Origin of the sequence: Streptomyces sp. NPDC056948, from assembly GCF_042674225.1 — a bacterium.
Lineage (GTDB): Bacteria > Actinomycetota > Actinomycetes > Streptomycetales > Streptomycetaceae > Streptomyces > Streptomyces purpurascens.
In genome coordinates, this window is record NZ_JBHUQX010000091.1 from 1 (window position 1) to 24425 (window position 24425).

Sequence of the window (24425 nt, forward strand, 5' to 3'; positions counted from 1 at the left end):
GGGTTCTGGGGTCGACGGTGTTGGGGACTGGCTGAGCGGCCATGGTGGTCATGGCGTCTCCTGTCTTGCGGCGGGCTGGGGACGAGGGGCGTGGGGCTCCGTGCGGGCGGGCGGGGAGGGGGGACGGTCGGGGAGGTGGCTGGGCGTCAGGCCGGGTCGGGGGCGCGGATGCGCAGGGCGTCGAAGGCGGTGCGGACGCGGGTGCGCAGCGCGTCGACGGCGCCCCGCTGGGCGCGGTGGGCGGTGACCGCCTGGTCGAGGGTGCGGTGGCGGAAACGGAGGGTCTGCCCGGGGCGCACCTGGCCCAGGGCGGACAGACCGGTGGCGGTGACGACGGCCAGGACGGGGTAGCCGGCCGTGACGCCGCGACCGCGGTGCAGCACGAGGAGTTCGTCCCCCGCCGGCACTTCGACGGCGCCGATGGGGACGCCTCGGGAGAGGATCTCGCCCTGGGTGACGCGGCGGGGCACGTCGCCCTGCAGTCGCAGGCCGATGTGGTTGCTGCGCGGGCTGACGGTGAAAGGAGCCTCGAACAGCCGGCTTGCGGTGTCTCCGAACTCGGCCCGGTCGGGGCCGTCGGTGACGTCGATCGTCCAGGTGGCGGGGAACGGGGGGACGGGGGCGTTCAGCCGGAACAGCGGGATCCGTGAGAAGGGGTGGTCGAGGGGCGGGCAGGCCGCGCGCAGCACGAGTTCGTCGCCGCTGCTCAGGGCGGGGCCGAATCCCAGGATGGTGTCGGGAGCACAGCTTCCCTGGAGGTAGTCGGCCTCGAACGAGCCGAGCACGGCCAGGTAGACGCGCAGTCCCTGACGGATGCCGGTGACGCGAAGGGTCTCGCCCGCGCACACGGAGACCGGTTCCCACTGGGGGCGGACGCTGCCGTCGACGGTCACGTCGGCGGGGGCGCCGGTCACGGCGACGAGGATGTCGGCGGAGGGCACGCACGCGAAGTCGAGTGCCGTGATCTCCAGCAGCGGGGCGCGTTCGTCGTTGCCGCACAGGACGTTGGCGACGCGCGCCGAGTGCTGGTCGGCGGCTCCGCCGGCGGGCAGACCGTAGCGGGAGCGGCCGACCCGGCCGAGGTCCTGCACGGTGACGATGCCGGGGGTGCGGATCGTGAGGGTGTCAGCCATGACAGGCCGCCAGGGAGGTGCCGGCGTGGTCGTCCCACTCGTCGGGGGTGATGGGGACGAAGCGGAAGGTGTCCCCGGGCCGGTAGGCGGTGATCGGGTCGCTGTGCAGGTCGAGGACGCGCACGGGGGTGCGTCCGAGGAGCGGCCAGCCGCCGGGCGAGGGCATCGGGCAGATGACGGCCTGCCGTCCGGCGACGGCGACCGCGCCGGGATCGACGTGGGTGCGGGGTGACGCCAGCCGCGGCACGGGTTTCGGGAAGGGCGGGCCGTCCGTCATCGGCGCCCCGGCGGGCGCGCCGAGGCAGCGCACGGTGAGGTCGCTCCCGGAGTGGAGGGCGACGACCTCGCTCTCGGTCAGGTCGAGTTGGCGGGCGACCTCGGGCAGGTCGGGCCCGTGCTCGCCGCCGTAGACGACGGGCACGACGAAGCGTCGCGGCGGTGCCGCCGGCGCGGGGTCCGGCCCGAGGCGGGCGGCCTCGTGCGCCACGATCCGCCGGACGGTGTCGTGGTCGGTGCCGGTGCAGTCGAACTCCACGAGCAGGGCGTCGTAGGTGGGCACCACGTCCTGGACTCCGGTGAGCCGGACCGTGTCCAGGGCGTCGGCCAGGGCGTGGACGAGCCGCCAGGCGTCTTCGGCGTCCAGGCCCACGGCCCTGGCGGTCAGGGCGGAGTCACCGCAGTCCGTGATCGTGATGTTGCCGTTCATGTCAGGCGCCCGCCCCGCTCAGCACCTTGTCGAGTGAGGTGATCTCGACACCGGCGGCGAGGAGTTCCGCGCGGATGCGGCCGGCCAGCGCGATCGCTCCGGGGCTGTCGCCGTGCAGCAGGACGGTGTCGCAGGCGACCGGGATGTCCTTGCCGTCGGCGCTGCGGATGACTCCCTCGGTGACCATGCGCAGGGTCCGCCGGGCCACCTCGTCCGGGTCGTGGATCACCGCTCCGGGCTCGGAGCGGGGGACGAGGGTCCCGTCGTCGCGGTAGGCGCGGTCGGCGATGCCGACGATGCCCACGCGCAGTCCGCGGGCCCGGGCGGCGTCGGCGAGTTCACCGTCCTGTGCGAGGACGATCAGCGACTCGTCCAGGGAGGCGACGGCGTCCACGACGGCACGGGCGTAGTCGGCGCGTACGGCGACCAGGTTGCCCAGGCGTCCGTGCGGGGCGACGTGCTGCACCCGGGTGCCGTGCGCGACGGCGAAGGCCTGGAGGGCGCCGATCTGGTAGAGCACGTCCGTACGGACCTCCTCGGGCGTGAGGTCCATCGCGCGGCGGCCGAAGCCGACCAGGTCGGGAAAGCTCGGGTGGGCGCCCACGGCCACCCGGTTCGCCACGCAGGTCCGGACGGTGGCGTCCATGATGCGCGGATCACCGGCGTGGAATCCGCAGGCGACATTGGCGGACGTCAGCATTTCCAGGAGGGCTTCGTCGTCGCCCATTGTGTAGGCGCCGAATCCCTCGCCGAGATCGGCGACGAGATCAACCGTGGGGGTCATGACGTCCTCCGGGAGAATATGGGGAAGGACAATGCAAGGAAGGGGAATGCGATCACGTCTCGGTGATTTCCCGAAATGCATCCTGGCTGGATGTTCCGCTCAACTTAATCCCCTGCTCGCTCGACCGCCAATATGCGTTCGATCTGGCGTTATCGCGAACCGTTATGACCTGCCTCACACCCCCGGCCTCTCTCGGGGGTGTGCTTCGAGGTGGGCCCTCCCTACGATGAGGCTCCGCTCCCCGTGGAAGGCCCCGCATGGACACCAGGCGTCTGTACTCGTTCATCAAGATCATTGACGCGGGGAGCATCACGCGCGCGGCCGACATCCTGCACATCGCGCAGCCCGCGCTCAGCCAGCAGCTGTCCGCGCTGGAGGCGCAGTTCGGGCAGCAGCTGCTGATCCGCAGCAAACGCGGGGTGGCCCCGACCGAGGCGGGCCGGGCGCTGTACCGGCACGCCCAGCTGATCCTGCGGCAGGTGGACCTCGCGCACGCCGCCGTGGAGGTCTCCGGCCGGGCTCCCGCCGGCAGCGTGTCCGTGGGTCTCGCGCCGTACAGCCTGGGCGCGGCGCTCGCGCTGCCGCTGCTGAAGAGCGTGCGCGAGCGCTACCCGGACATCCTGCTGCACATCAACGAGAACTTCGGGGGTGTGATCAGCGAGGCCATCATGACCGGGCGGATGGACATGGCGTTCATCTACGGGGCCGGCCCGCTGCGGGGTGTGCAGTTCGAGCCGCTGCGGACGGAGGATCTGTTCCTGATCGGCGCGCCCGGCGGAACGGCCCCGCACGGAGCGGGCGAGGTCGATCTGGACGAGCTCAAGGACGTGCCGCTGCTGCTGCCCAGCCGCATCCACACGATCCGGCAGGTGGTGGACGCCGCCTTCCAGCAGGCCTCGCTCCTGCCGAACGTGGCGGGCGAGGTCGAGTCCGCGCTGACGCTCGTCAACGCGGTCGACGCCGGCCTCGGCGCCACCGTCCTGCCCTGGTCGGCCGCGCGCGCCATCCTCGACGTCCGCTCCCTGTCGGTGCGCCGCATCGTGCATCCCGTGATCCCGGTGAAGCTGTCCCTGGTGACCTCGGACAACCAGCCCCTCTCGGAGCCCGCCCTGGCGGTGCACGACCTGTTCCTGGAACTCATCACGGATTTTGACGAGACACCGCACGAAGAATAAGGAACCGCAATAGCGTCACACGAAACTTCTATTTGTTCCCGGTGGCAGTCGCGGCTAGTTTTCTGCGAAAATCGCTGCCCTGGAGACTTGAATGAAGAAGCGTGTGCTCACCACCCGTGAAAACCTGCCCGGCCACGGCCTGGACCGTTTGGCCGGGGCAGCGGATTTGGTGGCCTGGCCCGGCGACGGCAAGCCCGGCCCCGCGGATCTGGCCACGCTCGCACCCGGAGTCGCCGGCATTCTGGCCCTGGGCAACGACCCGGTGGACGGCGCGCTGATGGACGCCGCCGGCCCCTCCCTGCGGGTCATCGCGCTGGCGAGCATGGGCTTCGACAACGTCGACCGGTCCGCCGCCGCCGAGCGCGGTGTCGTCGTCACCCACACCCCGCGCGTGCTCGCGGAGACCACCGCCGACCTCACCTTCGCCCTGATCCTCGCCGCCCGCCGGCGGATCGGCGCCGCCGGAGCGAGCCTGGCGTCGGGCTCCTGGGGGCTGTTCCGGATGCACGACTACCTCGGTCTGGACATCCACGGAGCCACCCTCGGCCTGGTCGGCTACGGACAGATCGGCCGCGCGGTGGCGCGCCGGGCCCACGGATTCGGCATGCGCGTGCTCCACCACGACCCCTACGCGCCCGACGACGACCTGTCGGCCTCGGTGGGACTGTCCACACTGCTGGCCGAGTCCGACATCGTGTCGCTGCACGTGCCGCTCACCGAGGAGACGCGGCATCTGATCTCCGTCCGCGAACTGGCCGCGATGAAGCCCACGGCCACGCTGGTCAGCACCTCCCGCGGCGGTGTCGTCGACGAGGAGGCCCTGCTGCACGCCGTCCGGGAGGGACGACTGCACTCCGCCGGACTCGACGTCTTCGAACGCGAGCCGATGGGAACGGAGTTGTCACCGCTGGCCGCCGAGCCGAACGTGGTCACACTCCCCCACATCGGCTCGGCCACCGAGGCCACCCGCGCCGCCATGGTCGACCTTGCGGTCGACAACATCCTCGACGTCCTGGCCGAACGCCCCGCCCGCACCCCGCTGCCGGGGAGCCCGGCGGTGCCCGGCGCCCCGGCCGACGGCACCGGGGTACGCGCTTGAGCCCCACGCCCCTGAGGCTTCCAGGCCACCGCGCTTGACGAGCTGCTCACCGGACCAGTTCGGCCGGCTCGGTGGCCCTGCCGAGCAGCCACTCCAGGGGACCTCGCCGGAAGAACCGGGACCACAGCGTCGCGAGCACGGTCACGGCGGCGATGAAGCCGAGCAGCACGTGCGGCGGTGAGCCGGGGAGTTCCTCGATGCCCAGGAGACGGATGCCGACGACGTGGAAGACGTAGGCGGTCAGGGACATCGTGCCGACCGCGATCACCGGCCGGGCCGGCCGGTGGAAGCGCGGGAAGGCGTCGACGGCCGCGAGACAGCCGACGAGGACCGTGATCGCCACACCGGCGTTGGCGATGATCGAGAGGGTGGTCTCGCTGTGCGGGGAGGCCACGAGGAGGGCGGCCGGGGTGTCGCCGCTCGGGTAGCCCCAGGTGTCGGACCACCAGGCGGACGCGGCCGAGCCGCCCTCGCCCCAGGCGGAGGCGTTGATCGCCGGAAGGGCTCCGGGCACCAGGTGCAGGGCGAGCCAGGAGCCGCCGTACCCGAGCAGAGCGAGCGCGGCGCCGGTGACGGCCAGGCGTATGCGTACGGCGGTGGCGGCCAGGTCCAGGCGGGCCACGGCCATGCCGGCGATGACGAAGGGGATCCAGGTCAGCGCGGGGTAACTGCCGGTGAACAGCAGCGAGACGATGCCGTCGGCATCCGCGGGCCAGGCCCAGATGCCGCCGGGACCGCCGTTCTCGCCGGAGTTCAGGGCGCCCTGGACGATGTACAGCACCTGGGGAAGGGCCAGGGCACCGGCCGCGGCGATGATCGCCAGCGTGCGGGCGCTCAGCCGGTACAGCGGCAGGACCAGCAGGAAGTAGAGGCCGTAGAAGGCGAGGATCACCTCGACCGGTGTGTCGGTGAGGGTGAGCGCGGTGCCCAGGGCCAGCAGCACCAGTGCCCGGATCACGACCTTGGCGACCGCCTGACGGCCCGCCCGGCCGGTCTTCGGGGTGCGACGGCCGGTGATCAGCATGATCGAGAAACCGGCCAGGAAGGCGAAGAGCGCGGAGGCCCGGCCGTGCGCCAGCTCCATGAGGAAGCCGGTCGTTCCGCCCGCGGCGGGGTCGGGGCCGACGTGGGCCGCGTACATCCCGAAGACCGCGAGCCCCCGGGCGAGGTCCACTCCGATCAGGCGTCCCGCCGAGGCGCGTACGCCCCGCGCGCCCTCGGCCGGTTCCGTCGCGGTGGTCTCCGGCTGGGCGGCGGGCGCCGCCGCGAGCGCCGTGTCGTCTGCGTTCTGGGTCATGTTTCCAGGCTCTGGAGCGGCCTGAGCTGGGACTATCCCGCACCTGTCCGGTCCGGCCCGCCGGTCGGCGGGTCTGCGCCCCCCTAGTGGCGGGAGTGTCCGGCCGAACCACCGCACACGGCATTTCTCGTTCTACGGTGAGACCGGTGTGCCGATCGGCACCGCCGTGCGGCCGGAGGCGTACGCACAGGGACGACGAGGCGGAGCACGCGTGATCCGGGTAGTGGTGGTGGACGACGAGGCGCTGGTGCGGTCCGGCTTCAAGCTGATCCTGGGCGCGGCGGACGACATCGAGGTCGTCGCGACCACGGCGGGCGCGGAGGCGGTCGAGAGCGTACGGCGGGAGCGGCCGGACGTCGTGCTCCTGGACATCCGAATGCCGGACGTCGACGGACTGACCGTGCTGCGGGAGGTGCGCGCCCTGCCGAAGCCGCCGGTGGTGGCGATGCTGACGACGTTCGACGCGGACGAGTACGTCCTCACCGCGCTGCGCTCCGGAGCGGCCGGATTCCTCCTCAAGGACACCGAGCCCGACCAACTCGCCCAACTGGTACGGACCCTGGCCGCGGGCGGCGTCGTGATGTCGCCGAAGGCGTCCCGCGCCGTGTGGCAGAGCCATCCCGGGGCCGCGGCGGCCGACGATGCCGAGGCCGCGCGCGTGGGACGGCTCACCGAGCGCGAGCGCGAGGTGCTCGTACTGATCGCGGAGGGACTGTCCAACACCGAGATCGGTGCCCGCGTCCACCTCAGCGCGGGCACGGTGAAGGATCACGTCAGCGCGATCCTCACCAAGTTGCGGGTCGGCAGCCGGGTGCAGGCCGCGCTGCTCGCGCAGCGCGCGGGGCTGCTCGACGGGCGACGGGGTTCGGGGTCCGGGCGATGACCGTTCGCCGTGCGTGGTGGGCGCGCGTCCCCGAACCGGTCCTCGACGTCGTCATCGTCGCGATCGCGGCCGGGGATGTCTGGTTCAACCTGGACGAGGGCTCCCGCCTCGCGACGGCGGTGGCCGCCGCGGGCTGTGCCGCGCTCGTGTTCCGCCGCCGCTTCCCGCTCGCGGTGTTCGCGTGCACGCTTCCGGCCAGCCTGATGCTGGACATCGTCTTCGCCCCGTTCGCCGCTCTGTTCACGCTGGCGGAACGGTCCCGCGACCGCCGTCTGCTCGTCGTGTGCGCCGTGCTGTTCGCCCTGGCGTCAGCGGCGCCCTGGCCCCTGGACGACTTCGCCTCGCGCGACCGCACCTGGACCCTCGTCTACTTCTTCTACACGCTCGCCACGGCCGCCGCGCCCGTCCTGCTGGGCCAACTCGTCCAGGCACGCCGGGACCTGGCCCGCCGTCTCGTCGAGATCGAGGAGGCACGCGAGCACGAACGGCTGCTGCACTCCCAGGCCGTACTCGCCCGCGAACGCGCCCAGCTCGCCCGCGAGATGCACGATGTCGTCTCCCACCAGGTCAGCCTGATCGCCGTGCAGGCCGGTGCCCTCCAGGTCGCCGCCACGGACCCGGACTTCAAGGAGGGCGCCCGCACCATCCGCTCCCTCAGCGTGGACACCCTCGACGAACTGCGCCACATGGTCACCCTGCTCAGGGCCTCGGGCGGGCACGCCAGCGAACTCACCCCGCAGCCCACCCTCGCCGACCTGCGCAAGCTCCTGACGACCAGCGGCATCGACACCGAACTGATCGGCGAACTCCCGCCCGACGTCGGCACCCCCGCCCAGCGCGCCGTCTACCGCACCGTGCAGGAAGCCCTCACCAACGTGCGCAAGCACGCACCCGGCGCCACCGCGACCGTACGCCTCTGGCGTGCCGGCGACGGCGAGGCCTTCGGTGTGACCGTCACGAACACTCCTCCCACCCGGCCCTCCCTGCCGCTGCCCGGGTCACGTCAGGGCCTCGTCGGCCTGAAGGAGCGCGCCGAACTCCTCGGCGGCACCTTCGCGTCGAGCCCCACCTCCGACGGGGGGTACGAGGTGAGCCTGCGGATCCCGGCCGACTCGGGCTGACGGCCCAGGACCCGGCCAGCGGGGATCACGGCCGGCCCGGGCGGTGACGTGCCCGTTGGGCGTCCAGGGCCGCGATCGCGACATGCAGTTGTGCCCGGCAGTCGCCGGACTCGAGGTCCGCGCGCAGGATGTCCTCGATGAGGTGCAGGCGTTGATAGAGCGCCTGCCGCGACAGGTGGCTCCGCCGGGCCGCGATCGACTTGTTGCCCGCGGACGCGAGGTAGTGGCGCAACGTGGTCAGCAGGTCCGTGCCGTGGTCCTGGTCATGGGCGAGCAGCGCGGCCAGTTGACGCTCGGCGTAGGCCTGGATCCGAGGGTCGTCGCGCAGCGAGTAGAACAGCTCGGGCAGGCCGATGTCGGCGATGGTGTGGACGGCCGCCGGGCCGACGGGCGGAACGGCGTCGGCGACCTGTTCCGCCTCGGCGGCGGAGCGGGCCACCTCGGACAGTTCGCCCACCTCGGCGCCGACATAGACGGGTGCACCGGCCAGTTCGCTGATGTCGGTGGCCAGCGGGCGCCAGCCGCCCGGCTCCCGGTAGGCCAGGAGCACGCCGATTCCGCGCTCGCCCAGGTCTCCCACGAGGGCGCTGCCCTCCAGCCGTGCGCGCAGCTTGTCGAGCAGCGCGTCGCGGTCGGCGGCGCAGACCAGTACGACGGCGAGTCTGCGCCCCTGGGTCGGCACCCCGAGCGCGGTGATCTTCGTCCGGGTGTCGCGCCAGGACAGATGCCGCTGCTCCAGGACGTCGAGCAGCGCGTCCCGTTGGGCCTGTTCCTCCCAGCGCGTCTCATGGGTGAGCCGGGACAGGGTGAGCGCGATGGCCGCCCGCTCCAGGACCATCACATGGTCGGTGTGGAACCGCTGCTCGGCGGTGCAGCCGGGGAGCATGGCGAGTCGGCCCCATCGCTGCCCGCGAAACTCCACCGCGGTGACCAGCCAGCCCTCCTGTCCGCACACCTCCGTGCGTTCGGTGGGCGAGGGAGTGACCCGGGACCGCTCCTCCCACCGGTTGAGCGCGTCCTCCACCATGGCTTCGCCGGGGGCGCAGATCAGGGCCTGGTGGGCCAGGTTCTCCAGCACGACCGCGCGGCCGGTCATTGCCGCGGCGGCCCGGACGACCTCGTCGGCCCCGGCTCCGCGCAGGGAGAGCGCGGTGAAGGTGTCGTGGACGTGCTGCGCGGCCCGGAGCGTACGGACCTGGCCGGTCAGGATCATCGCGTGCACTTCCTGGGTCACGTCGACGAACTTGATCCCACGCTGCAGCACGATCAGCGGCACGCCCCGCGCGCGGCACGCGGCGACCAGCTCATAAGGCGCTTCCTGGAAGCGGCGGCCGAGTTCCAGAACCAGGGCGGCGGCACCGATGTCCGCGAATTCGGCGGCCCACTCCTCCAGCCGGTTGGGAAAGCCGAACCCGGTGGTCAGCACCAGCTCGCCGCCCCGCAGGGCCGAAGCCGGGTGCTCCCACTCGGTGACATGCACCCAGCGCACGGGCCGGTCCAGTCGGTCGTGCCCCGCGAGGACCTTCGGCAGTCCGCGGACCAGCACGGGAAGGGCCAGTACCTCGGCCACCGTCACTGTCCCGCCGTCGCTCACTCTGACAACCTGCATGCTTTCGAGCCACCACGCAATGGGTCACGGCTGCCGGACCGGCACGGCTTCGGTCTTGGTCGTGGAGGTGAGGGGGCGGTCCTTCGTCTCCGGCGCCAGGGCCAGGGAGACCACCAGGCCGACGAGGGTGATGCCCGCTCCGATCAGCAGCGTTCCGGAATTGCCCACACCGGCGATGAGCAGCGGCAGACAGAACGTACCGCCGGCCGATCCGATGCGGCTCATGGCGGAGGCGAAGCCGACGCCGGTCGCCCGCAGATCGGTGGGGAAGAGCTCGCTGGGGTAGAGGAACTGCAGGGCGCTGCCGGCGGCCTCGGCGAAGTGGAACACCAGGAACAGGACGATGATCGGCAGGGCGAGGTGCAGCGGCAGCACCGCCAGACTGAACAGCGCGACGAAGATCGCGATGAAACTGCCGATCAGCAGCGGCCTCCTGCCGACCCGGTTGACCAGGAACAGACCGGTCGACACGCCCAGGATCGGGATCAGCATCATGACCGCCGCGTTGCCGACACCCATCGAAGTGAGGATCTGCGGCTGGAAGGTCCGGATCGCGTAGCCCGTCGCCACCTGGCACAGGAAGAACATCGAGCAGAACACCACCTGCTTCGTGTAGCCGCGGCGGAACACCTCACCGATGTTGCCCAGGCCCGACCCCTTGCGCCGCGGCGCCCTGCTCTCCTCGACGAGTTCGTCGACCCGGACGTCGGGTCCGATGTAGCGCCGTACGATCGCGGTCGCCTCGTCCACCCGGCCCCGGCTGGCCAGCCACCGCGGTGACTCCGGAAGTCCCGCCCGCATGGCCAGGAAGATCGCCGCCGGGACCGCCCCGGAGGCCAGCATCCAGCGCCACGCGTCGTCGCCGATCCCCATCAGGGCCAGCCCGATCCAGTAGCTCACGCCGTAGCCGATCCACCACGACAGCACCAGTCCGGACAGCGCGCTGCCCCGCAGTTTCCTGGGGACCAGTTCGGCAGTGAGGGCCGAGGCGATCGGATAGTCCGCGCCGACGGCGATCCCGATGATCAGGCGCAGTACGAAGAGCTGCCAGGCCTCGTTCACGAAGAACTGCGGGATCGACGCGGCGACGAACACCACGAGGTTGAGGACGTACATCAACCGTCGCCCCACCCGGTCGGTGATCGCGCCGAAGACCATCGCTCCGACGAACACGCCGATCAGGGCGGAACTGGCCAGCAGTCCGGACCACACGGAACCCAAGTGGAGCTGGGGGGTGATCTGGCTCAGCGCGATGGCGATGATGCCGAGCAGATAGCCGTCGCAGAACGGGCCGCCCATCGCCACCGCGACCAGGCGGCGATGGAACCGATTGACGGGAACGTCGTCCAGGGTGGTTGTCATGGTGGTGCGCCTTTCGTCGGCAAGGGCCGGGTGCAGTCACTGTGGGACAGGTCACCCGGGGCCGACAGATACAGAGTGTCAGGTGGTCCCGGGCCCGGTTGACACGGCGTTCCGTTCCTCGCCCGCCGGTACCGCGCGGCCTGTCGACTGCGGTAGAGCTGGTCGCCATGGAACAGAGAACCGCGCTGGTCACGGGCGCGAACCGAGGACTGGGTGCCGCCATCGCCGAAGGCCTGGCCGGACAGGGTATCCGCGTGTGGCGCGGCGTACGAGAGGGCGGGGGCACGGCACGCGAGGTGCGGCTGGACGTACGGGACGAGGACAGCGTCACCGCCGCGGTGCGGCGGATCCTGGACGAGGACGGACGCATCGACGTCCTCGTCAACAACGCCGGCATCACCGACGGCGGGCAGGCGCCCGCGACGGCCGACCTCGCTGTCGCGGCCCGGGTGTGGGACACCAACGTCCTCGGCGCCTGGCGGTGCGCCCAGGCGGTCGTCCCGGGCATGGTCGCCGCCGGTTACGGCCGCATCGTGAACATCGGCAGCACGCTCGGTTCCCTCGCCCTCATGGACCGCCCGACCGAACCCGGTTACCGCGTCTCCAAGGCCGCGCTGAACGCGCTGACCCGGCTGCTGGCCGCGGAACTCGCCGGCACCGGGGTCCTGGTCAACGCCGCGTCGCCCGGCTGGGTGCGCACCGGCATGAGCCCGACCGCGACACGCGGCCCTGCAGAGGGGGCCGACACCCCGGTCTGGCTGGCGACCCTGCCCGACGGCGGCCCCACGGGCGGCTTCTTCCGGGACCGGGAACCGCTCGCCTGGTGAGCGTAGGCGCTGCTCAGCGGGTCCGCCGGTCCGCGACCACGCGACGTCGTGTCAAGCGGAACGGCGATGCGCTGACAGTCTGTTCCTGTCTCCCCGCGACGCCCCGGCGCAGAGTGAAGACATCTGAGCGAAGACAACGTCCCGCCGCTCGCACGCGGCACGACACTGAGGAACGCCCATGGCTCCGAGGCCCGTCGTCTCCTTCGACTGCTACCGCACCCTGATCGACTTCGACCTCAACCGCGCCACCCTGCCCATCGTCCGGGACCGCCTCGACGAGGTCGGCGTCGACCACGAGGTCTTCCTCGACAACCTGCGCGTCATGCGCTTCCAGGGCGTCGTCCAGCCCTACCGCCGCTACCGCGAGATCGTGCGGGACAGCCTCGAGAACTGCATGCTGCTGCACGGCATCGAGTACCGCGACGAGGACTACGACCGGCTGATCGCCGCCGCCGAGAGGTTCCCGGTCTTCCCCGACGTCCCCGACGCGCTCCGCAGGCTCAAGGAGCGCTGCGACATCGCCATCCTCACCAACAGCGACGACGATCTGATCCCGCACCACCTGGAGACCATCGGCGTCCCCTTCGACCATGTGGTCACCGCCCAGCAGGCAGGCGCCTACAAGCCCCGCCGCCAGGCCTTCGAGAAGCTCTTCGAGGTGCTGCCGCAGAGCAGGGACCAGATCACCCATGCCGCGCAGGGCTGGGACTACGACATCATGCCCACCAAGGACCTCGGCATCGCCCGGCGGGTCTGGGTGAACCGCTACGACCTCAAGGGCAGCGACACCTACCAGCCCTACGACGAGATCCGCGACCTGTCCGAACTCCCCGCGCTGCTGGGGATGTGAGCACGGCCATGGACGCTGCCACCACGCCACGGGCGGATCCCGTCAACGGAAACGTCTCGTTCTGGTTCGAGGCCATCGGCGGCCGACCCCCGCTGCGCCCCGCACTCCCCGGCGACACCACCGCTGACGTGTGCGTCGTCGGCGCCGGCTTCACCGGACTGTGGACCGCCTACTACCTGAAGAAGGCCGACCCCTCCCTCCACATCGTCGTCCTGGAGCGGGAGTTCGCCGGCTTCGGCGCCTCCGGGCGCAACGGGGGCTGGGCCTCCGGGCTGCTCGCCGGCTCCCGGGACAGGTTCGCGGAGCTGTACGGCGTCGACGCGACCAAGGCGCAGCAGCGCCTGATGCACGAGGCGGTGGACGAGATCGTCGCCGTCGGCGCGGCCGAGGGCATCGAGGCCGATGTCGTCAAGGGCGGCACCGTCCGCATCGCCTGTTCCCCGTCGCAGGTACACCGGCTGACATCCGGCGTCACCGAGGACCACAGGTGGGGCGTCACCGAGTCCCGCCTGCTGGACGACGGCGAACTGCGTGAGCGCCTGCGCATCCCGGAAGCGGTCAAGGCCGCCTACACCCCGCACTGCGCCCGGATGCAGCCGGCCCGCTACGTCCGCGGCCTGGCCGACGTCGTCGAGTCCCTCGGCGTCACGATCCGGGAGTCGACCGCCGTCACCCGGATCGAGAGCGGCGCGGCACACACCGACCGGGGTGTCGTCCGGGCCCCCGTCATCCTGCGGGCGACCGAGGGCTACACCGCGTCCCTGGCCGGGGAACGGCGCACCTGGCTCCCCATGAACAGCTCGATGATCGTCACCGAGCCCCTGCCCCAGTCGGTGTGGGACGAGATCGGCTGGAGCGGGGGCGAGACCCTCGGCGACAAGAGCTACTCCCACATGTACGGCCAGCGCACGGCCGACGGCCGGATCGCGATCGGCGGACGGGGCATCCCCTACCGCTTCGGCTCGGCCACCGACCGCGACGGCGCCACGCAGGAGGCGACCATCCGGTCCCTCACCTCGATCCTGCACCGCAGGTTCCCCGCCACACGCGGCCACCGGGTGGAACACGCCTGGTGCGGCGTCCTCGGCGTCCCCCGGGACTGGTGCTCCAGCGCGGTCTTCGACCCGGCCACCGGACTCGGGCACGCCGGCGGATACGTCGGCCAGGGGCTCACCACCACCAACCTGGCCGGCCGCACCCTGCGCGACCTGGTCCTCGGTCACGACACCGAACTCACCCGGCTTCCCTGGGTGGGCCACACCTCAAGGAAGTGGGAGGTCGAACCGCTCCGCTGGCTGGGCGTGCGGTCCATGTACCTGGCCTACAGCCGTGCGGACCGCAAGGAACTCGCCGGGCGCCGGCGCGCGTCCCGGCTGGCGAGGCTGGCCGATGTGATCAGCCGTCGTCCCTGACGGCGCGGGGCAGCGGTCAGAGGGCCGTGAACGTCCACAGCAGGTTGGTGCTGTTGTCGTACGTCCACTGCTTGGCGACGGAGCCCGAGGGGACGTTGCCGCCGCCGTCGAGGACCAGTCCGGTGGTCCGGTTGGCGAGGGAGTAGCGGCCGTCGCCCCGGTGGGTGATCGTCCACTGCTGGTTGTTTCCGCCGTTCCAGGCAGCCTGCCGGGCGGCGGAACCGTCGGTGGTGGCGCCCCAGCCGTCGGCGACCATGCCGTTGGTGCGGTTGACCAGCTTGTAGTAGCCCCCTCCGACCTCCACCGCCTGCCACTGCAGGTTCTGGCTGCCGTCCCAGGTCCACTGCTTGAGGTCGGCCCCGGAGGCGACGTCGCCGCCGCTGTCGAGGGCCAGTCCGTCGGTGACGTTGGTGATGCGGAAGTACGTCGAGGGCCTGAACTGAACCTTGAGCGAGGTGACCCGGTCGTTGCCGCCGGTGACCCGAAGGTCGGCGTTGTCGGCGGTGAACGTCCAGGAGGTGCCGGTGAAGTTGTCGCCGGACCAGCCGATGACCTGGTAGCCGGGGGCCAACCGCAGGGAGGAGAGGGTACGTGTGCCCAGTCCGGCCGCGGTCAGTTCGTCCGCGGTGTAGTCGCCGACGGGGAGCACGGCGGCGACGCCGGAGTGGTTCACATCCCGGTAGCCGACGGCACCGGCCAGTGGGCGCAGGCCCGGGATCCGGCCGGAGAACGCGAGCTTCAGGACGTAGGCCTCGGCGCTGTACGGCGCCGAGGACGGCAGGGTGACCGTCAGCCCCGAGGCGTTCTGTGTCGGCTTCGGCAGGTCGGTGCAGGTGCCTGCGGTGGAGCCGAGCAGCTTCACCGAGGTCAGCGAAGAGAGGTCGATCCGGTCCGAGCTCAGCGTCTTGATGGTCAGTGAGCTGCCGGGCCAGCCGAGCACGGTGGCGTAGAGGACTGTGTTCGCCTTGTTCCGTGTGAAGCGGATGTCCTGTGCGGTGCCCGCCGTGGGCCGGGTGAAGGAGCCGCCGCCCATCTTCGTCGGCCCCTCGCCGTACGCGGTCCACGCACGCGTCGAGTACACCGACTCCCCGAAGCGCTTCAGATGGTCTCCGATGCCCAGCAGGATGTCCTTCTGGACCTGGGGGACGGTGCCGTCGGCCATCGGCGCGATGTTCAGCAGCATGTTGCCGTTCTTGCTGACCCGGTCGATGAAGGAGTGCAGCATCTGCCGGGTGCTGTAGTAGCCGATGTTCTGGGTGTGGCACCAACTGTTGCTGGAGATGCTGTCGTCGGTCAGCCAGTACGGGGCGGTGAGGTCGGCCGGGCCGCCGCGCTCGTAGTCGAAGACCTCGCCCTTGCCGTTCATGCCGTCCTTGTACGTGGCGACGACCTCACGGCCCCAGCCGATGGCCTGGTTGTAGTAGTACGCCAGGAAGTTCAGCCGCTGCGTCTCGTCGACGGCGTCCAGCTTGAAGTCCTGCCAGAGGATGTCGGGTTCGGCCCGGTCGATGACCTCCTTGAGCTTGTCGTACCAGAGCTGGTTCTCCTCCGTCGCGCCCAACTGCCCGTAGAGCTTCTTGAGACTGGGGTCCGTCTGTGCGGGCGCGTGCTCGAAGTAGCCGTTGTAGTTGTAGGCGTGGTGCATCGCCACCAGCAGCTTGAGGCCCTTGGCGCGGATCGCCGTGGTGAAGATCCGCAGCAGGTCCAGCCCCGGGCCCTTGTCCACCGAGTTCCACTCGTTGACCTGGCTGTCCCACATGGAGAAGCCGTCATGGTGCTCCGCCACGGGGCCGGCGAACCTGGCGCCCGCGTCGACGAACAGCTGCGCCCACTCGTCGGGGTCGAATTTCCCGCCCGCCGACTTCAGCTTCGGCGCGAACCCCACGGTGTTGCCCGCCAGATCCGGCGCGCCGTCGATGAAGTTGTGGAACGGCCACGCCGACGGGTTGCCGTAGGTCGCGATGTGGTGCTTGTTCGCGTTGCTGCCGCTCGCGTACATGTTGCGCGGGTACCACTCGCTGTCGTAGGCCGGAACGCTGAAGGCGCCCCAGTGGAAGTAGACGCCGAACTTGGCGTCCTGGAACCACTCCGGGGCCGGCGGGTGCCGGTCCACCGAATCCCAGTCGGGCGTGTACGTCCGGGGCACCGCCTGCGCGCTGCCGGCACCGAACGCACCTCCGGCACCGGCCGCCGCGGCCACGCAGGTGGCGCTTGCGAGGAACTGACGTCTGTTGATCGAAGACCTCGGCATGGAGACATCCCTGGTATGAGAGGGGGGCAGGAGACGTTACGCACGAAGATCGACCCTGAGTCATGGGATGTCAACGGGTACGACGGAATGAAGAGCACCAGCAAACCCTGTGCCAGGCCTGGCATTTCACCATTTACCAGGCTCACCCATCAGCTAGACATGGTATGTTTCCTGGCACTGTCCGGCTGGTGAGGAGTTCGCGTTGTCTCTGACGGACAAGGCCATCGAGCAGATTCGCGAGCTGATCAGGACCGGCACCCTGCCTCCCGGTTCGAAGCTCCCTCCGGAGGCGGACCTGGCCGCCCAGTTGGGCCTTTCCCGCAATCTGGCGCGCGAAGCCGTCAAGGCGCTCGCCGTCGCGCGGATCCTGGAAGTGCGGCGGGGCGACGGCACGTATGTGACCAGCCTGCAGCCGAGCCTGCTCCTCGGAGGGCTCGGCGGTGCGGTGGAACTGCTGCAGGGCGACTCGGCCGCACTCCAGGACCTCATGGAGGTACGACGGCTCCTCGAACCGGTCGCCACGGCGCTGGCCGCCACCCGGATCTCCGACGCCCAACTGGCCGAGGTGGAGCGGCACTTGGATGCCATGCGCGAGGCGCGTGACGATGTCGAACTGCTCAACGCCCATGACGCCGCCTTCCATCGCGCCGTCATCTCGGCCACGGGCAACGAGAGCCTCCTCACCCTGCTGGAGGGCATCTCCGGCCGCACCCTGCGCGCCCGCATCTGGCGCGGCCTGGTCGACGCCCAGGCCGCGGGCCGGACCCTCGCCGAGCACGAGGCGATCTTCAAGGCCCTGGCCGCCCGTGACGCCGCCCTCGGCCAGGCGGCGGCACTGCTTCATGTGAGCAACACGGAGCAGTGGCTGCGGGAACACCTGGGCTCAGGCGCGGCCCTCTCGGGCTGAGGCAGCGGTTCAGGGCGCGGGCGGCAGGTGGACCGTCATGATCAGGTCGCAGGGTCCCGCGCCGGAGCCGCGGTAGGTGTGCGAGGCGTCCCCGTCGAACGTGGCGGTCTGTCCCGCTTCCAGGGTGTGTTCCGTGCCGTCGACGATCAGGGTCATCCGGCCTGAGGTGACGCTGACGGTTTCCACGACTCCCGCCTGGTGGGGATGGCTGGGGTATTCCTCGTCCGGCTCCAGGCGCCAGCGCCAGACCTCGACGGGGGCCGGGCCCGAGGTCGTCAGCATGAGCCGGGCCTCACTGCCCCGCTCACCGGTCCACAGGGGTGCCACGGCATCGGCGGCCACGACCCGGACACGGCCTTCGGGCGGTCCCTGCATCAGGGCGGAGACCGAGATGCCGAGCGTGTCGGCCAGTCGGACCAGGGTGGCCAGATTGGGGTTGCCCTGGGCTTTCTCCAGGGCGACCAGGGCCCCCTTGCTCACCTGGGCCCGGCGGCCGAGCTCCTCCAGGGACAGGCCGGCCCGGGTGCGCGCCGCCCGGACGTTGTGCGCGACCGTCCGCAGGGCCGCGGCTGTCTCGACCATGTGATCTCCCTCCTGACCGTCGACCATTCCAATGTACCGCTCGGTCGTTTGGTTGACATCGACCGGTCGTTGCGTTGTACGGTCTGGTCGTTCCACTGAATGGTAAGGGATGTGCTGTGATCGCTCTGCTGCTGGCCCTGGGCAGCTCACTCGCCTACGGCTGCGCCGACTTCCTCGGCGGCCTCGGCGCCCGTAAGGCCCACGTGCTGCGTACCGTGATGATCGCGGCCCCGGCCTCTCTCGTGGTCGAGCTGCTGCTGTGGCCGGTGCTCGGCGCCTCGTTCAGCGCCGGCGCCCTCGGCTGGGGTGCCGCGTCCGGGGTCGCCTCGGCCGCCGCGTTCGTCCTGCTCTACCGCACGCTGGCGATCGGCCCGATGAACGTGCTGTCGCCCGTTACCGCGGTGGTGTCCGCCGCCCTGCCGGTCGGGGTGGGCCTGCTGCAGGGCGAACACCTGGCCGTCGCCGGACTGGTGGGGCTGCCGCTGGCGCTGCTGGCGGTCGTCCTGGTCAGCGCCGGACACGGCGCCGGGGCGGCGCGCCCCTCGCGGACGGCGCTGCTGCCGGCCTTCGGTGCCGGCGCCGCCATCGCCCTTCAGCTGGTCTTCCTGCACCAGGCGCCGTCCGACAGCGGGGTGGCCCCGCTGATCATCGGCCGGGCGGTGTCCTCGGCCGTCACCCTGGCCGCGGCGGGGGTGATGTACCGCAGGCTGGGCCCGGAGCGGCCCGCGTACGCGATGTCCGCGGCCGCCGGTGTGCTCGACTCGGTGGCGAACCTGCTGTTCCTGCTCGCCGCCCGCGGCGGGGACCTCGCCGTGGTCGCCGTGGTGGTCGCCCTGTACCCGGCCGGCACGGTCCTGCTCGCGCGCGGTGTGCTCGCCGAGCGCATCCACCGAGGTCAGCTCGTCGGCCTGGGCACCGCCGCCGTCGCCGTCAGCCTCCTCGCGCTGACCTGAGCAGCGCCACACGCAAGGAGACCAGCATGTTCATCCAGCCCTGGGACGCCGCCCTCGACGCAGCCGAATGGCAGAGCCGGGTCGCCGAAGGCCACGACTTCGGACAGCTCGGTGTCAACGGCCTGCCCGGCCACCCGCCCGTCGCCGTCGACCGGCCGCCCTACGGCCGGATGCTCCGGCATCCGCGGCCCGCGCCTCGATGTCACCGACGTACTCGCCAAGTTCACACCTGCCCGCCGCACACCGGCAGCGCCGCCACCTGGACCGCGTCGGCACCTGGAAGCCCTGACACCCTCACCCCCTCCCTCTACGCAGGAAACGGAAGCCCGACCATGAGCTCCTTCCACCTTTCCCCCGCCGTCGCGGACGCCTTCCCCGGCACCCTCATCGCCCTCGTCACCGCCACCGGCCTGCGCGGCCGCGAGCCCTGGCCCCACACCAGCGCGGCACTGGAGGAGCTGGAGCAGCAGGTCGCCGCCGGCACCTGGCACCCGGCCGACGAGACCGACCCCCGCATCGAGGCCTGGCACACCGCCTACCGGTCCTTCGGCACCAACCCCCGCCGCATCCGCCCCAGCGTCGACGCACTCGGCCGTCGCTTCGCCAAGAAGGGAACACTGCCGCGCATCAACCCGGCCGTCGACTCCTACAACACCGTCTCGGTCCGCCACGGCCTGCCCGCCGGCGCCTTCGACCTGGACCAGGTTTCCGGCGACATCGGCATCCACCCCGCGGACGGCACCGAGTCCTTCACCCCGCTCGGCGAACCCGACACCGTCGAGCACCCCAAGCCCGGCGAGATCGTCTACGCGGATGCCGCCGGGGTCCTGACGCGGCACTGGAACCACCGCGACGCCCACCGCACCCGCGTCACCGAGGACTCCACCCACGTGGCCTTCATCCTGGAGACCCTCCACGCGGAGCGCGACGGCGACCTCCTCAAGCTCGCGGCCGACCAACTGCTGGACCTGCTCGCCCCGCACGCCACGCGGACCGCCGGGTACTACCTCAGCCCCGCCCGGCCCCAGGTCACCACCTGAGCCCCGGCGCACGCAGGCCTGACGCCTGCCGGTCACTACGTGCCGCTGTCACAAGACATCGGCGAGGCGGTCCACCTGATTCGGGTCGAGGCCGTAGCAGTAGAGCATGACCTCGTCGGCGCCGAGGTCGGCGAAGCCGGCGATCGCCTCGCGGATCTCGGCCGGCGTGGTGAGCATTCCGGCCACCATCCGGTCAGGCATGCCGGTGAAGGCGTAGTACGCGTGCATGTTGGCCTGGGCCTCACGGACCACGCCTTCCGGGCCGAGCGCGACGTTGACCTGTGCGACGAGGCGCGGTTCGCCATCGCGTTCGTACTCCTTCCAGAACCTGCGGGCGGTGTCGAACAGTCCGCCCGCCCAAGAGGGCGCCGCGGCGGCCAGGAAGCCGTCACCCCAGCGCGCGACGCGTTCGATCGCGGCGGGCTTGAAGCCGCCGAAGAGCACCTCGGGCCCGCCGGGCCGGGCGGGCTCAGGACCGATCGGGCCGACCCCGTCGCCGTACGGCTCGCCGGACCACAGGCGGCGCATGACCGCCATCTGCTCGTCGAGGCGTCGGCCTCGGGTGCGCATGTCGACGCCCGTGACCTTGTGGTCGTCGTCCCGGCCGCCGATGCCCAGACCGAGGCTCAGGCGGCCACCGGTCATCCGGTCCAACGTGGCGGCCTGCTTGGCGAGGAGCGCGGTGTCGCGCAGCGGAGCCAGCAACACCTCGGTCTGGACGCGGATGCGGGACGTGGCGCCCGCCAGGACCGCGAGCGCGACCAGGGGTTCGGGGTTGTCGTAGACGAGACGGTCGAGCAGACCGAGCGTGCTGAAGGGCCCGGCGTCAGCGCGCTGGGCCCAGGTGAGCAGAGTGGCAGGGTCGCCGATGGGCAGGCCAAGAAGAGCGCCTGGAACCAACCCGCCGGAACGCACCACGCCGTCCCGGGTCAGTTGTCGCCGACGGCGTGTCCTTCGTCCCCGGCTCCGGCCGTTCCGTCGGTGTCCGTCGGTGCCGGGCCCAGCAGAACCTCGATGCCCGCTCGGAGGTAGCGCTCCAGCGTGGCGTCCGGCGCCGCGGCCAGGGCGGGTGGGCGGATCTCCGTTCGCATCAGGCTGGTGCCGAGCATCCAGGCCGCCAGGAGTTCCGCCCGCAGGTCCGCGTCGGGGCCGCCGAGCCGGGCGGCCAGGCGCTCGGAGAACACCTCCGTGAAGTCCGCCCGCAGCCGCGCCACCGCCTCGTCCCGGCCGGACGACCGGAGCACGGACAGCACCGGATGCGGGAAGTCGCCCTCCCTCGGCGGGCCCATGAGCAGCGCGCAGAACCAGTCGGGTATCGCCTCGACCGGCTCTTCCAGCAGCGGCTCGAATATCTTGCCCGTACCCGACACGTCGTTGAACAGCGCTTCTTTCGAGCCGAAGTAGCGGTAGACGAGGGCGGCGTCCACACCGACGTCGCCCGCGATGTCGCGCACGCTGGTGCCCTCGTAGCCGTACTTGCCGAAGCGGAAGGCCGCGGCGGCCCGCAGCGCGGTACGCGTTCCCGACGCCGAGCGTTTGTGGGCGCCCCGGCAGGCCTCCGCCTTCGACGCCTCGCCCTTGTGTGCTCCGGTCACGTACCGCACCTCCGTGGTCCACGGCCCTTCGGCCATCCGCCCATGTTCCAGTCTGCGGCGGCTGTCTCAAAGTCACCGACCGATGTCATCAATCGTTGACTTACGTTCTTGCCACATGCCATACCTGACTCGGGTCAACGATTGGTGACTTGAGTCCTCGCTGTTCCCGGGCCGTACGACGGAGTCGGCCCTTCCAGGTCTGCCCGCAGGACGCGACGGCGCACGCTCCGAAGCCGTCGCACGCGGGCACCCCCACCGACCGGAAAAGGTGATCTTCTGTGCCTGCTCGTCGCGTCGCCGTCATCGGAACCGGCTACGTCGGACTGACAACCGGCGCCTGTCTGGCCTCTCTCGGGCACCGCGTGGTGTGCGCGGACGCCGACCCGCACAAGGTCGAGCGGCTGCGCGAGGCCCGGGTGGACATCCTGGAGCCCGGTCTGCCCGAGACCGTCCGGGACGCCCTGGACGCGGCCCGGCTCGAGTTCACGGGCGACACCGCGGCCGCCGTCGCCGAGGCGGAGGTGGTGTTCCTGTGCCTGCCCACGCCCATGGGGGCGGGCGGCGCGGCCGATCTCGCCGCCGTGGAGGCCGTGGCCGCGCAGATCCGCGATGTACTGCCGCCCGGCTGTGTCGTCGTCAACAAGTCGACGGTGCCCGTCGGTACGTGCGAGCGCGTGGCCGCGCTGCTCGGCCGGGACGACGTGGCCGTGGTGAGCAACCCGGAGTTCCTGCGCGAGGGCCGCGCCGTCCAGGACTTCCTGCACCCCGACCGGATCGTCATCGGCGCCGCCGACCGGGACACCGCCCGGCGCGTGGCCGAGCTGTATGCCGAACTGGACGCGCCGCTGGTGCTCACCGACGCGGCCAGCGCCGAACTGACCAAGTACGCGGCGAACTTCTTCCTCGCGATGAAGCTGTCCTTCGCCAACAACCTCGCCACCGTCTGCGAACGCTTCGGCGCCGACATCGCCGATGTCACCGAGGGCATAGGCCGGGACCCGCGGATCGGCTCCGCGTTCCTGCGGCCCGGGCCCGGCTGGGGCGGTTCCTGTCTGCCCAAGGACACCCACGCCCTGCTCACCGTGTGCGATCTGGCCGGGGTCGACTTCCCCCTGCTGCGCGCCACCATCGAGACCAACGTCGCCCACCAGCGGCAGCTCGTCGATCGGGTCGCCGCCGCGTGCGGGCGCGCCGCGGACGGTTCGCTGCACGGCGTACGGCTCGCCCTGTACGGCCTGACCTTCAAGGCCGGCACCTCCGATCTGCGCGACTCCCCCGCGCTCTCCGTCGCCCGGCTGCTGCGCGAGCGGGGCGCCGAACTCACGGCGTACGACCCGGCGTTGCGCGAGGAGCGGCCCGACCTGAGCGATCTGGTCGAGCTCGCCGACGACCCGGTGCGGGCGGCGGACGGGGCGGCGGCCTGTCTCGTCCTCACCGAGTGGCCGGAGCTGCGTGACCTCGACTGGGCGGCGATCGCCGCGCGCATGGCCGGCCACGAGGTCCACGACTTCCGCAACCTGCTGGACGCGGACCGCCTCGCGCGGGCCGGACTGAGCTGGCAGGGCATCGGGCGCGCCGAGGCGCCGACGCGGGTGGCGTGACATCGGGGCGGGGCGGCCCGCGCCCCCTGCCCTCACCTCTCTGCCGCCGAAGAAGAATCCCGAAGAGAAAGGCTCACCCCATGCGGGTTCTGTGCACCACGCTCGGCAGTCCCTCCCACGGCCGTGCTCAACTGCCGCTGTTGCGCGCCCTCTCCAAGGCCGGGCATCAGGTGCTGGTGGTCACCACCGAAGCCCTCGCCCCCGTCTTCCGTGACGACGACGTACAAGTGAACGCCGCGCTGCCGGAGTTCGATCCGCTCGCCGCGATGGGCCCGTACCTCGCCGAGCTCCAGGAGCCCGCGGACCTCACGGAGCCGACGGCCGCACTGACCCGGCTGCTGATGCGCCACTTGGCCGGGCAGGGAGTCAAGCCGCACCTGGACATCCTGCTCCCCCTCGCCCGGGACTTCCGGCCGGATGTGATCCTGCGGGACGGCATGGACATGGGTGCGGTGCTGACCGCCGAGCTGCTGGGCGTACCGCAGTTGCCGACGCCTTCGGGGTTCAGCAACATCCTGGATCCCGCCGAGGTGCTGCCGCAGCTCAACGAGCGGCGCGAGGAGCTGGGGCTGCCCGTGCTGGACGACCCGCTGTCCCTCGTGCCGCACGGCCGCGTCGACTATGTGCCGCCCGCCTTCTCCTTCGCCCGGCATCTGCACAAGGCGTGGGCCTACCGGCAGACGGTGGACGTCGAGCGGGGCGGCGTGCTGCCGGAGTGGCTCGCCCGGCTGCCCACGGACCGGCCCCTGGTGTACGCGGCGATCGGCACGGCCCTGCCGGTGATGCGGGAGCGCATGGCGGACCGGGAGATGTCTCTGCCCGTGAAGCTGCCGGACCCCACCGAGAGCCTGGACGCGATCGTCAGGGCGGCGGCCGAGCTGGACGACTGCACGGTGGTCGTGTCGACGTCCGGTATTCCGGTGGACACCGAGGGGCTCCCCGGGCACGTCCATGTCACCGAGCGGGTGCCGCAGCCGCTGCTGCTGGAGTCGGTCGACCTGTTCGTCACCCACGGCGGCTTCAACAGCATCCGCGAGGCCATGCGCACCGGCACACCGCTCGCGGTGCTGCCGCACTTCGGGGACCAGCCCGCGAACGCGGACCGGGTGGCGGAGCTGGGGCTCGGCCGTCACATCACGGACCGCGGCGCGGCCGGCATCGCCGAGGCGTGCCGGGGGCTCCTCTCCGATCCCGGGTCCCGGGCACGGGCACGGTCGGCCCGGCTCGCGATGCTGACA

Annotated in this window: 22 protein-coding genes; 12 read left to right on the forward strand and 10 right to left on the reverse strand. The window is 71.4% G+C overall.

The genetic code is table 11. From position 1 onward, the window contains the following. Positions 1-146 precede the first annotated feature (146 nt). Genes ACFTZL_RS14415 through ACFTZL_RS14425 form a run of 3 tightly spaced genes read right to left on the reverse strand, consistent with a single transcriptional unit; the run spans position 147 to position 2623 of the window. Complete coding sequence (locus ACFTZL_RS14415; protein ID WP_382581492.1) at positions 147-1133, reverse strand: biotin-dependent carboxyltransferase family protein; 987 nt, start codon at positions 1131-1133, stop codon at positions 147-149. Further along, entirely contained in the window at positions 1126-1839 is a 714-nt protein-coding gene (locus ACFTZL_RS14420; RefSeq protein ID WP_382581494.1) for an allophanate hydrolase subunit 1, read from the reverse strand. The genes ACFTZL_RS14415 and ACFTZL_RS14420 overlap by 8 nt, the downstream gene beginning before the upstream one ends. A 1-nt stretch (position 1840) precedes the next feature. Then, positions 1841-2623, reverse strand: coding sequence for a LamB/YcsF family protein (locus tag ACFTZL_RS14425; protein ID WP_382581496.1), 783 nt, complete (start codon positions 2621-2623; stop codon positions 1841-1843). Between the two features lie 257 nt (positions 2624-2880). Here ACFTZL_RS14425 and nac point away from each other — a divergent pair, with 257 nt between their 5' ends. Both nac and ACFTZL_RS14435 read left to right on the forward strand, forming a co-directional pair. Next, positions 2881-3798: a nitrogen assimilation transcriptional regulator NAC gene (gene nac, locus ACFTZL_RS14430; protein ID WP_382581498.1), complete on the forward strand. Its 918-nt coding sequence runs from the start codon at positions 2881-2883 to the stop codon at positions 3796-3798. A 91-nt stretch (positions 3799-3889) separates the two neighbouring features. After that, positions 3890-4897: a 2-hydroxyacid dehydrogenase gene (locus tag ACFTZL_RS14435; protein WP_382581500.1), complete on the forward strand. Its 1008-nt coding sequence runs from the start codon at positions 3890-3892 to the stop codon at positions 4895-4897. A gap of 46 nt (positions 4898-4943) precedes the next feature. Here the strand turns inward: ACFTZL_RS14435 and ACFTZL_RS14440 are convergent, their stop codons facing one another. Beyond that, a complete protein-coding gene (locus ACFTZL_RS14440) occupies positions 4944-6194 on the reverse strand; it encodes a DUF418 domain-containing protein (RefSeq protein ID WP_382581501.1) in 1251 nt (416 codons plus the stop codon). Positions 6195-6405: 211 nt separating this feature from the next. Here ACFTZL_RS14440 and ACFTZL_RS14445 point away from each other — a divergent pair, with 211 nt between their 5' ends. Further along, positions 6406-7077: a response regulator gene (locus ACFTZL_RS14445; RefSeq protein WP_382581503.1), complete on the forward strand. Its 672-nt coding sequence runs from the start codon at positions 6406-6408 to the stop codon at positions 7075-7077. Continuing rightward, positions 7074-8198, forward strand: coding sequence for a sensor histidine kinase (locus tag ACFTZL_RS14450; RefSeq protein ID WP_382581505.1), 1125 nt, complete (start codon positions 7074-7076; stop codon positions 8196-8198). The genes ACFTZL_RS14445 and ACFTZL_RS14450 overlap by 4 nt, the downstream gene beginning before the upstream one ends. 25 nt (positions 8199-8223) lie before the next feature. Here ACFTZL_RS14450 and ACFTZL_RS14455 read toward each other — a convergent pair whose 3' ends face one another. Next, positions 8224-9807, reverse strand: coding sequence for a PucR family transcriptional regulator (locus ACFTZL_RS14455; RefSeq protein WP_382581507.1), 1584 nt, complete (start codon positions 9805-9807; stop codon positions 8224-8226). A 24-nt stretch (positions 9808-9831) separates the two neighbouring features. Next, positions 9832-11169 carry an MFS transporter gene (locus tag ACFTZL_RS14460; RefSeq protein WP_382581508.1) on the reverse strand — a complete coding sequence of 446 codons (1338 nt, stop codon included), beginning with the start codon at positions 11167-11169 and terminating at the stop codon, positions 9832-9834. A gap of 167 nt (positions 11170-11336) precedes the next feature. On the opposite strand from ACFTZL_RS14460, the gene ACFTZL_RS14465 reads away from it, so the two are divergent. The 3 genes from ACFTZL_RS14465 to ACFTZL_RS14475 all read left to right on the forward strand — a co-directional run bounded on the left by ACFTZL_RS14465 (position 11337) and on the right by ACFTZL_RS14475 (position 14258). Beyond that, a complete protein-coding gene (locus ACFTZL_RS14465; protein WP_382581510.1) occupies positions 11337-11996 on the forward strand; it encodes an SDR family NAD(P)-dependent oxidoreductase in 660 nt (219 codons plus the stop codon). 178 nt (positions 11997-12174) lie between these two features. Beyond that, positions 12175-12846, forward strand: a complete 672-nt coding sequence (locus tag ACFTZL_RS14470) for an HAD family hydrolase (RefSeq protein WP_382581512.1) — start codon at positions 12175-12177, stop codon at positions 12844-12846. Positions 12847-12854: 8 nt separating this feature from the next. Further along, positions 12855-14258, forward strand: a complete 1404-nt coding sequence (locus tag ACFTZL_RS14475; protein WP_382581514.1) for an NAD(P)/FAD-dependent oxidoreductase — start codon at positions 12855-12857, stop codon at positions 14256-14258. Between the two features lie 16 nt (positions 14259-14274). Here ACFTZL_RS14475 and ACFTZL_RS14480 read toward each other — a convergent pair whose 3' ends face one another. Continuing rightward, positions 14275-16509 carry an alpha-L-fucosidase gene (locus ACFTZL_RS14480; protein WP_382581516.1) on the reverse strand — a complete coding sequence of 745 codons (2235 nt, stop codon included), beginning with the start codon at positions 16507-16509 and terminating at the stop codon, positions 14275-14277. A 202-nt stretch (positions 16510-16711) separates the two neighbouring features. Here ACFTZL_RS14480 and ACFTZL_RS14485 point away from each other — a divergent pair, with 202 nt between their 5' ends. After that, positions 16712-17416: a FadR/GntR family transcriptional regulator gene (locus tag ACFTZL_RS14485; RefSeq protein WP_382581518.1), complete on the forward strand. Its 705-nt coding sequence runs from the start codon at positions 16712-16714 to the stop codon at positions 17414-17416. A gap of 9 nt (positions 17417-17425) precedes the next feature. Here the strand turns inward: ACFTZL_RS14485 and ACFTZL_RS14490 are convergent, their stop codons facing one another. Further along, positions 17426-17998, reverse strand: coding sequence for a helix-turn-helix domain-containing protein (locus tag ACFTZL_RS14490; RefSeq protein WP_193481388.1), 573 nt, complete (start codon positions 17996-17998; stop codon positions 17426-17428). Positions 17999-18114: 116 nt separating this feature from the next. On the opposite strand from ACFTZL_RS14490, the gene ACFTZL_RS14495 reads away from it, so the two are divergent. Then, positions 18115-18951 (forward strand): EamA family transporter, encoded by an 837-nt coding sequence (locus ACFTZL_RS14495; RefSeq protein ID WP_382581520.1) that lies wholly within the window; start codon positions 18115-18117, stop codon positions 18949-18951. 332 nt (positions 18952-19283) lie between these two features. Beyond that, positions 19284-19991: a B3/4 domain-containing protein gene (locus tag ACFTZL_RS14500; protein WP_382581529.1), complete on the forward strand. Its 708-nt coding sequence runs from the start codon at positions 19284-19286 to the stop codon at positions 19989-19991. Between the two features lie 48 nt (positions 19992-20039). On the opposite strand, the gene ACFTZL_RS14505 is transcribed toward ACFTZL_RS14500, so the two are convergent. Beyond that, complete coding sequence (locus ACFTZL_RS14505; RefSeq protein WP_382581522.1) at positions 20040-20909, reverse strand: LLM class flavin-dependent oxidoreductase; 870 nt, start codon at positions 20907-20909, stop codon at positions 20040-20042. An 11-nt stretch (positions 20910-20920) separates the two neighbouring features. Then, the gene (locus ACFTZL_RS14510; RefSeq protein ID WP_382581524.1) at positions 20921-21586 is read right to left on the reverse strand and encodes a TetR family transcriptional regulator; all 666 of its coding nucleotides are present in this window, start codon (positions 21584-21586) and stop codon (positions 20921-20923) included. A gap of 278 nt (positions 21587-21864) precedes the next feature. On the opposite strand from ACFTZL_RS14510, the gene ACFTZL_RS14515 reads away from it, so the two are divergent. Together ACFTZL_RS14515 and ACFTZL_RS14520 are read left to right on the forward strand one after the other, a co-directional pair. Further along, positions 21865-23187 (forward strand): UDP-glucose dehydrogenase family protein, encoded by a 1323-nt coding sequence (locus ACFTZL_RS14515; RefSeq protein WP_382581525.1) that lies wholly within the window; start codon positions 21865-21867, stop codon positions 23185-23187. Positions 23188-23267: 80 nt separating this feature from the next. Then, a partial coding sequence (locus tag ACFTZL_RS14520; protein WP_382581527.1) for a glycosyltransferase occupies positions 23268-24425 on the forward strand: 1158 nt, incomplete at its 3' end.

Bases quoted from the DNA above. Each gene is read 5' to 3' on its own strand.
- ACFTZL_RS14415 (WP_382581492.1), bottom strand. From the start codon at position 1,133: ATGGCTGACACCCTCACGATCCGCACCCCCGGCATCGTCACCGTGCAG.
- ACFTZL_RS14420 (WP_382581494.1), bottom strand. From the start codon at position 1,839: ATGAACGGCAACATCACGATCACGGACTGCGGTGACTCCGCCCTGACC.
- ACFTZL_RS14425 (WP_382581496.1), bottom strand. From the start codon at position 2,623: ATGACCCCCACGGTTGATCTCGTCGCCGATCTCGGCGAGGGATTCGGC.
- nac (WP_382581498.1), top strand. From the start codon at position 2,881: ATGGACACCAGGCGTCTGTACTCGTTCATCAAGATCATTGACGCGGGG.
- ACFTZL_RS14435 (WP_382581500.1), top strand. From the start codon at position 3,890: ATGAAGAAGCGTGTGCTCACCACCCGTGAAAACCTGCCCGGCCACGGC.
- ACFTZL_RS14440 (WP_382581501.1), bottom strand. From the start codon at position 6,194: ATGACCCAGAACGCAGACGACACGGCGCTCGCGGCGGCGCCCGCCGCC.
- ACFTZL_RS14450 (WP_382581505.1), top strand. From the start codon at position 7,074: ATGACCGTTCGCCGTGCGTGGTGGGCGCGCGTCCCCGAACCGGTCCTC.
- ACFTZL_RS14455 (WP_382581507.1), bottom strand. From the start codon at position 9,807: ATGCAGGTTGTCAGAGTGAGCGACGGCGGGACAGTGACGGTGGCCGAG.
- ACFTZL_RS14460 (WP_382581508.1), bottom strand. From the start codon at position 11,169: ATGACAACCACCCTGGACGACGTTCCCGTCAATCGGTTCCATCGCCGC.
- ACFTZL_RS14465 (WP_382581510.1), top strand. From the start codon at position 11,337: ATGGAACAGAGAACCGCGCTGGTCACGGGCGCGAACCGAGGACTGGGT.
- ACFTZL_RS14470 (WP_382581512.1), top strand. From the start codon at position 12,175: ATGGCTCCGAGGCCCGTCGTCTCCTTCGACTGCTACCGCACCCTGATC.
- ACFTZL_RS14475 (WP_382581514.1), top strand. From the start codon at position 12,855: ATGGACGCTGCCACCACGCCACGGGCGGATCCCGTCAACGGAAACGTC.
- ACFTZL_RS14480 (WP_382581516.1), bottom strand. From the start codon at position 16,509: ATGCCGAGGTCTTCGATCAACAGACGTCAGTTCCTCGCAAGCGCCACC.
- ACFTZL_RS14490 (WP_193481388.1), bottom strand. From the start codon at position 17,998: ATGGTCGAGACAGCCGCGGCCCTGCGGACGGTCGCGCACAACGTCCGG.
- ACFTZL_RS14500 (WP_382581529.1), top strand. From the start codon at position 19,284: ATGAGCTCCTTCCACCTTTCCCCCGCCGTCGCGGACGCCTTCCCCGGC.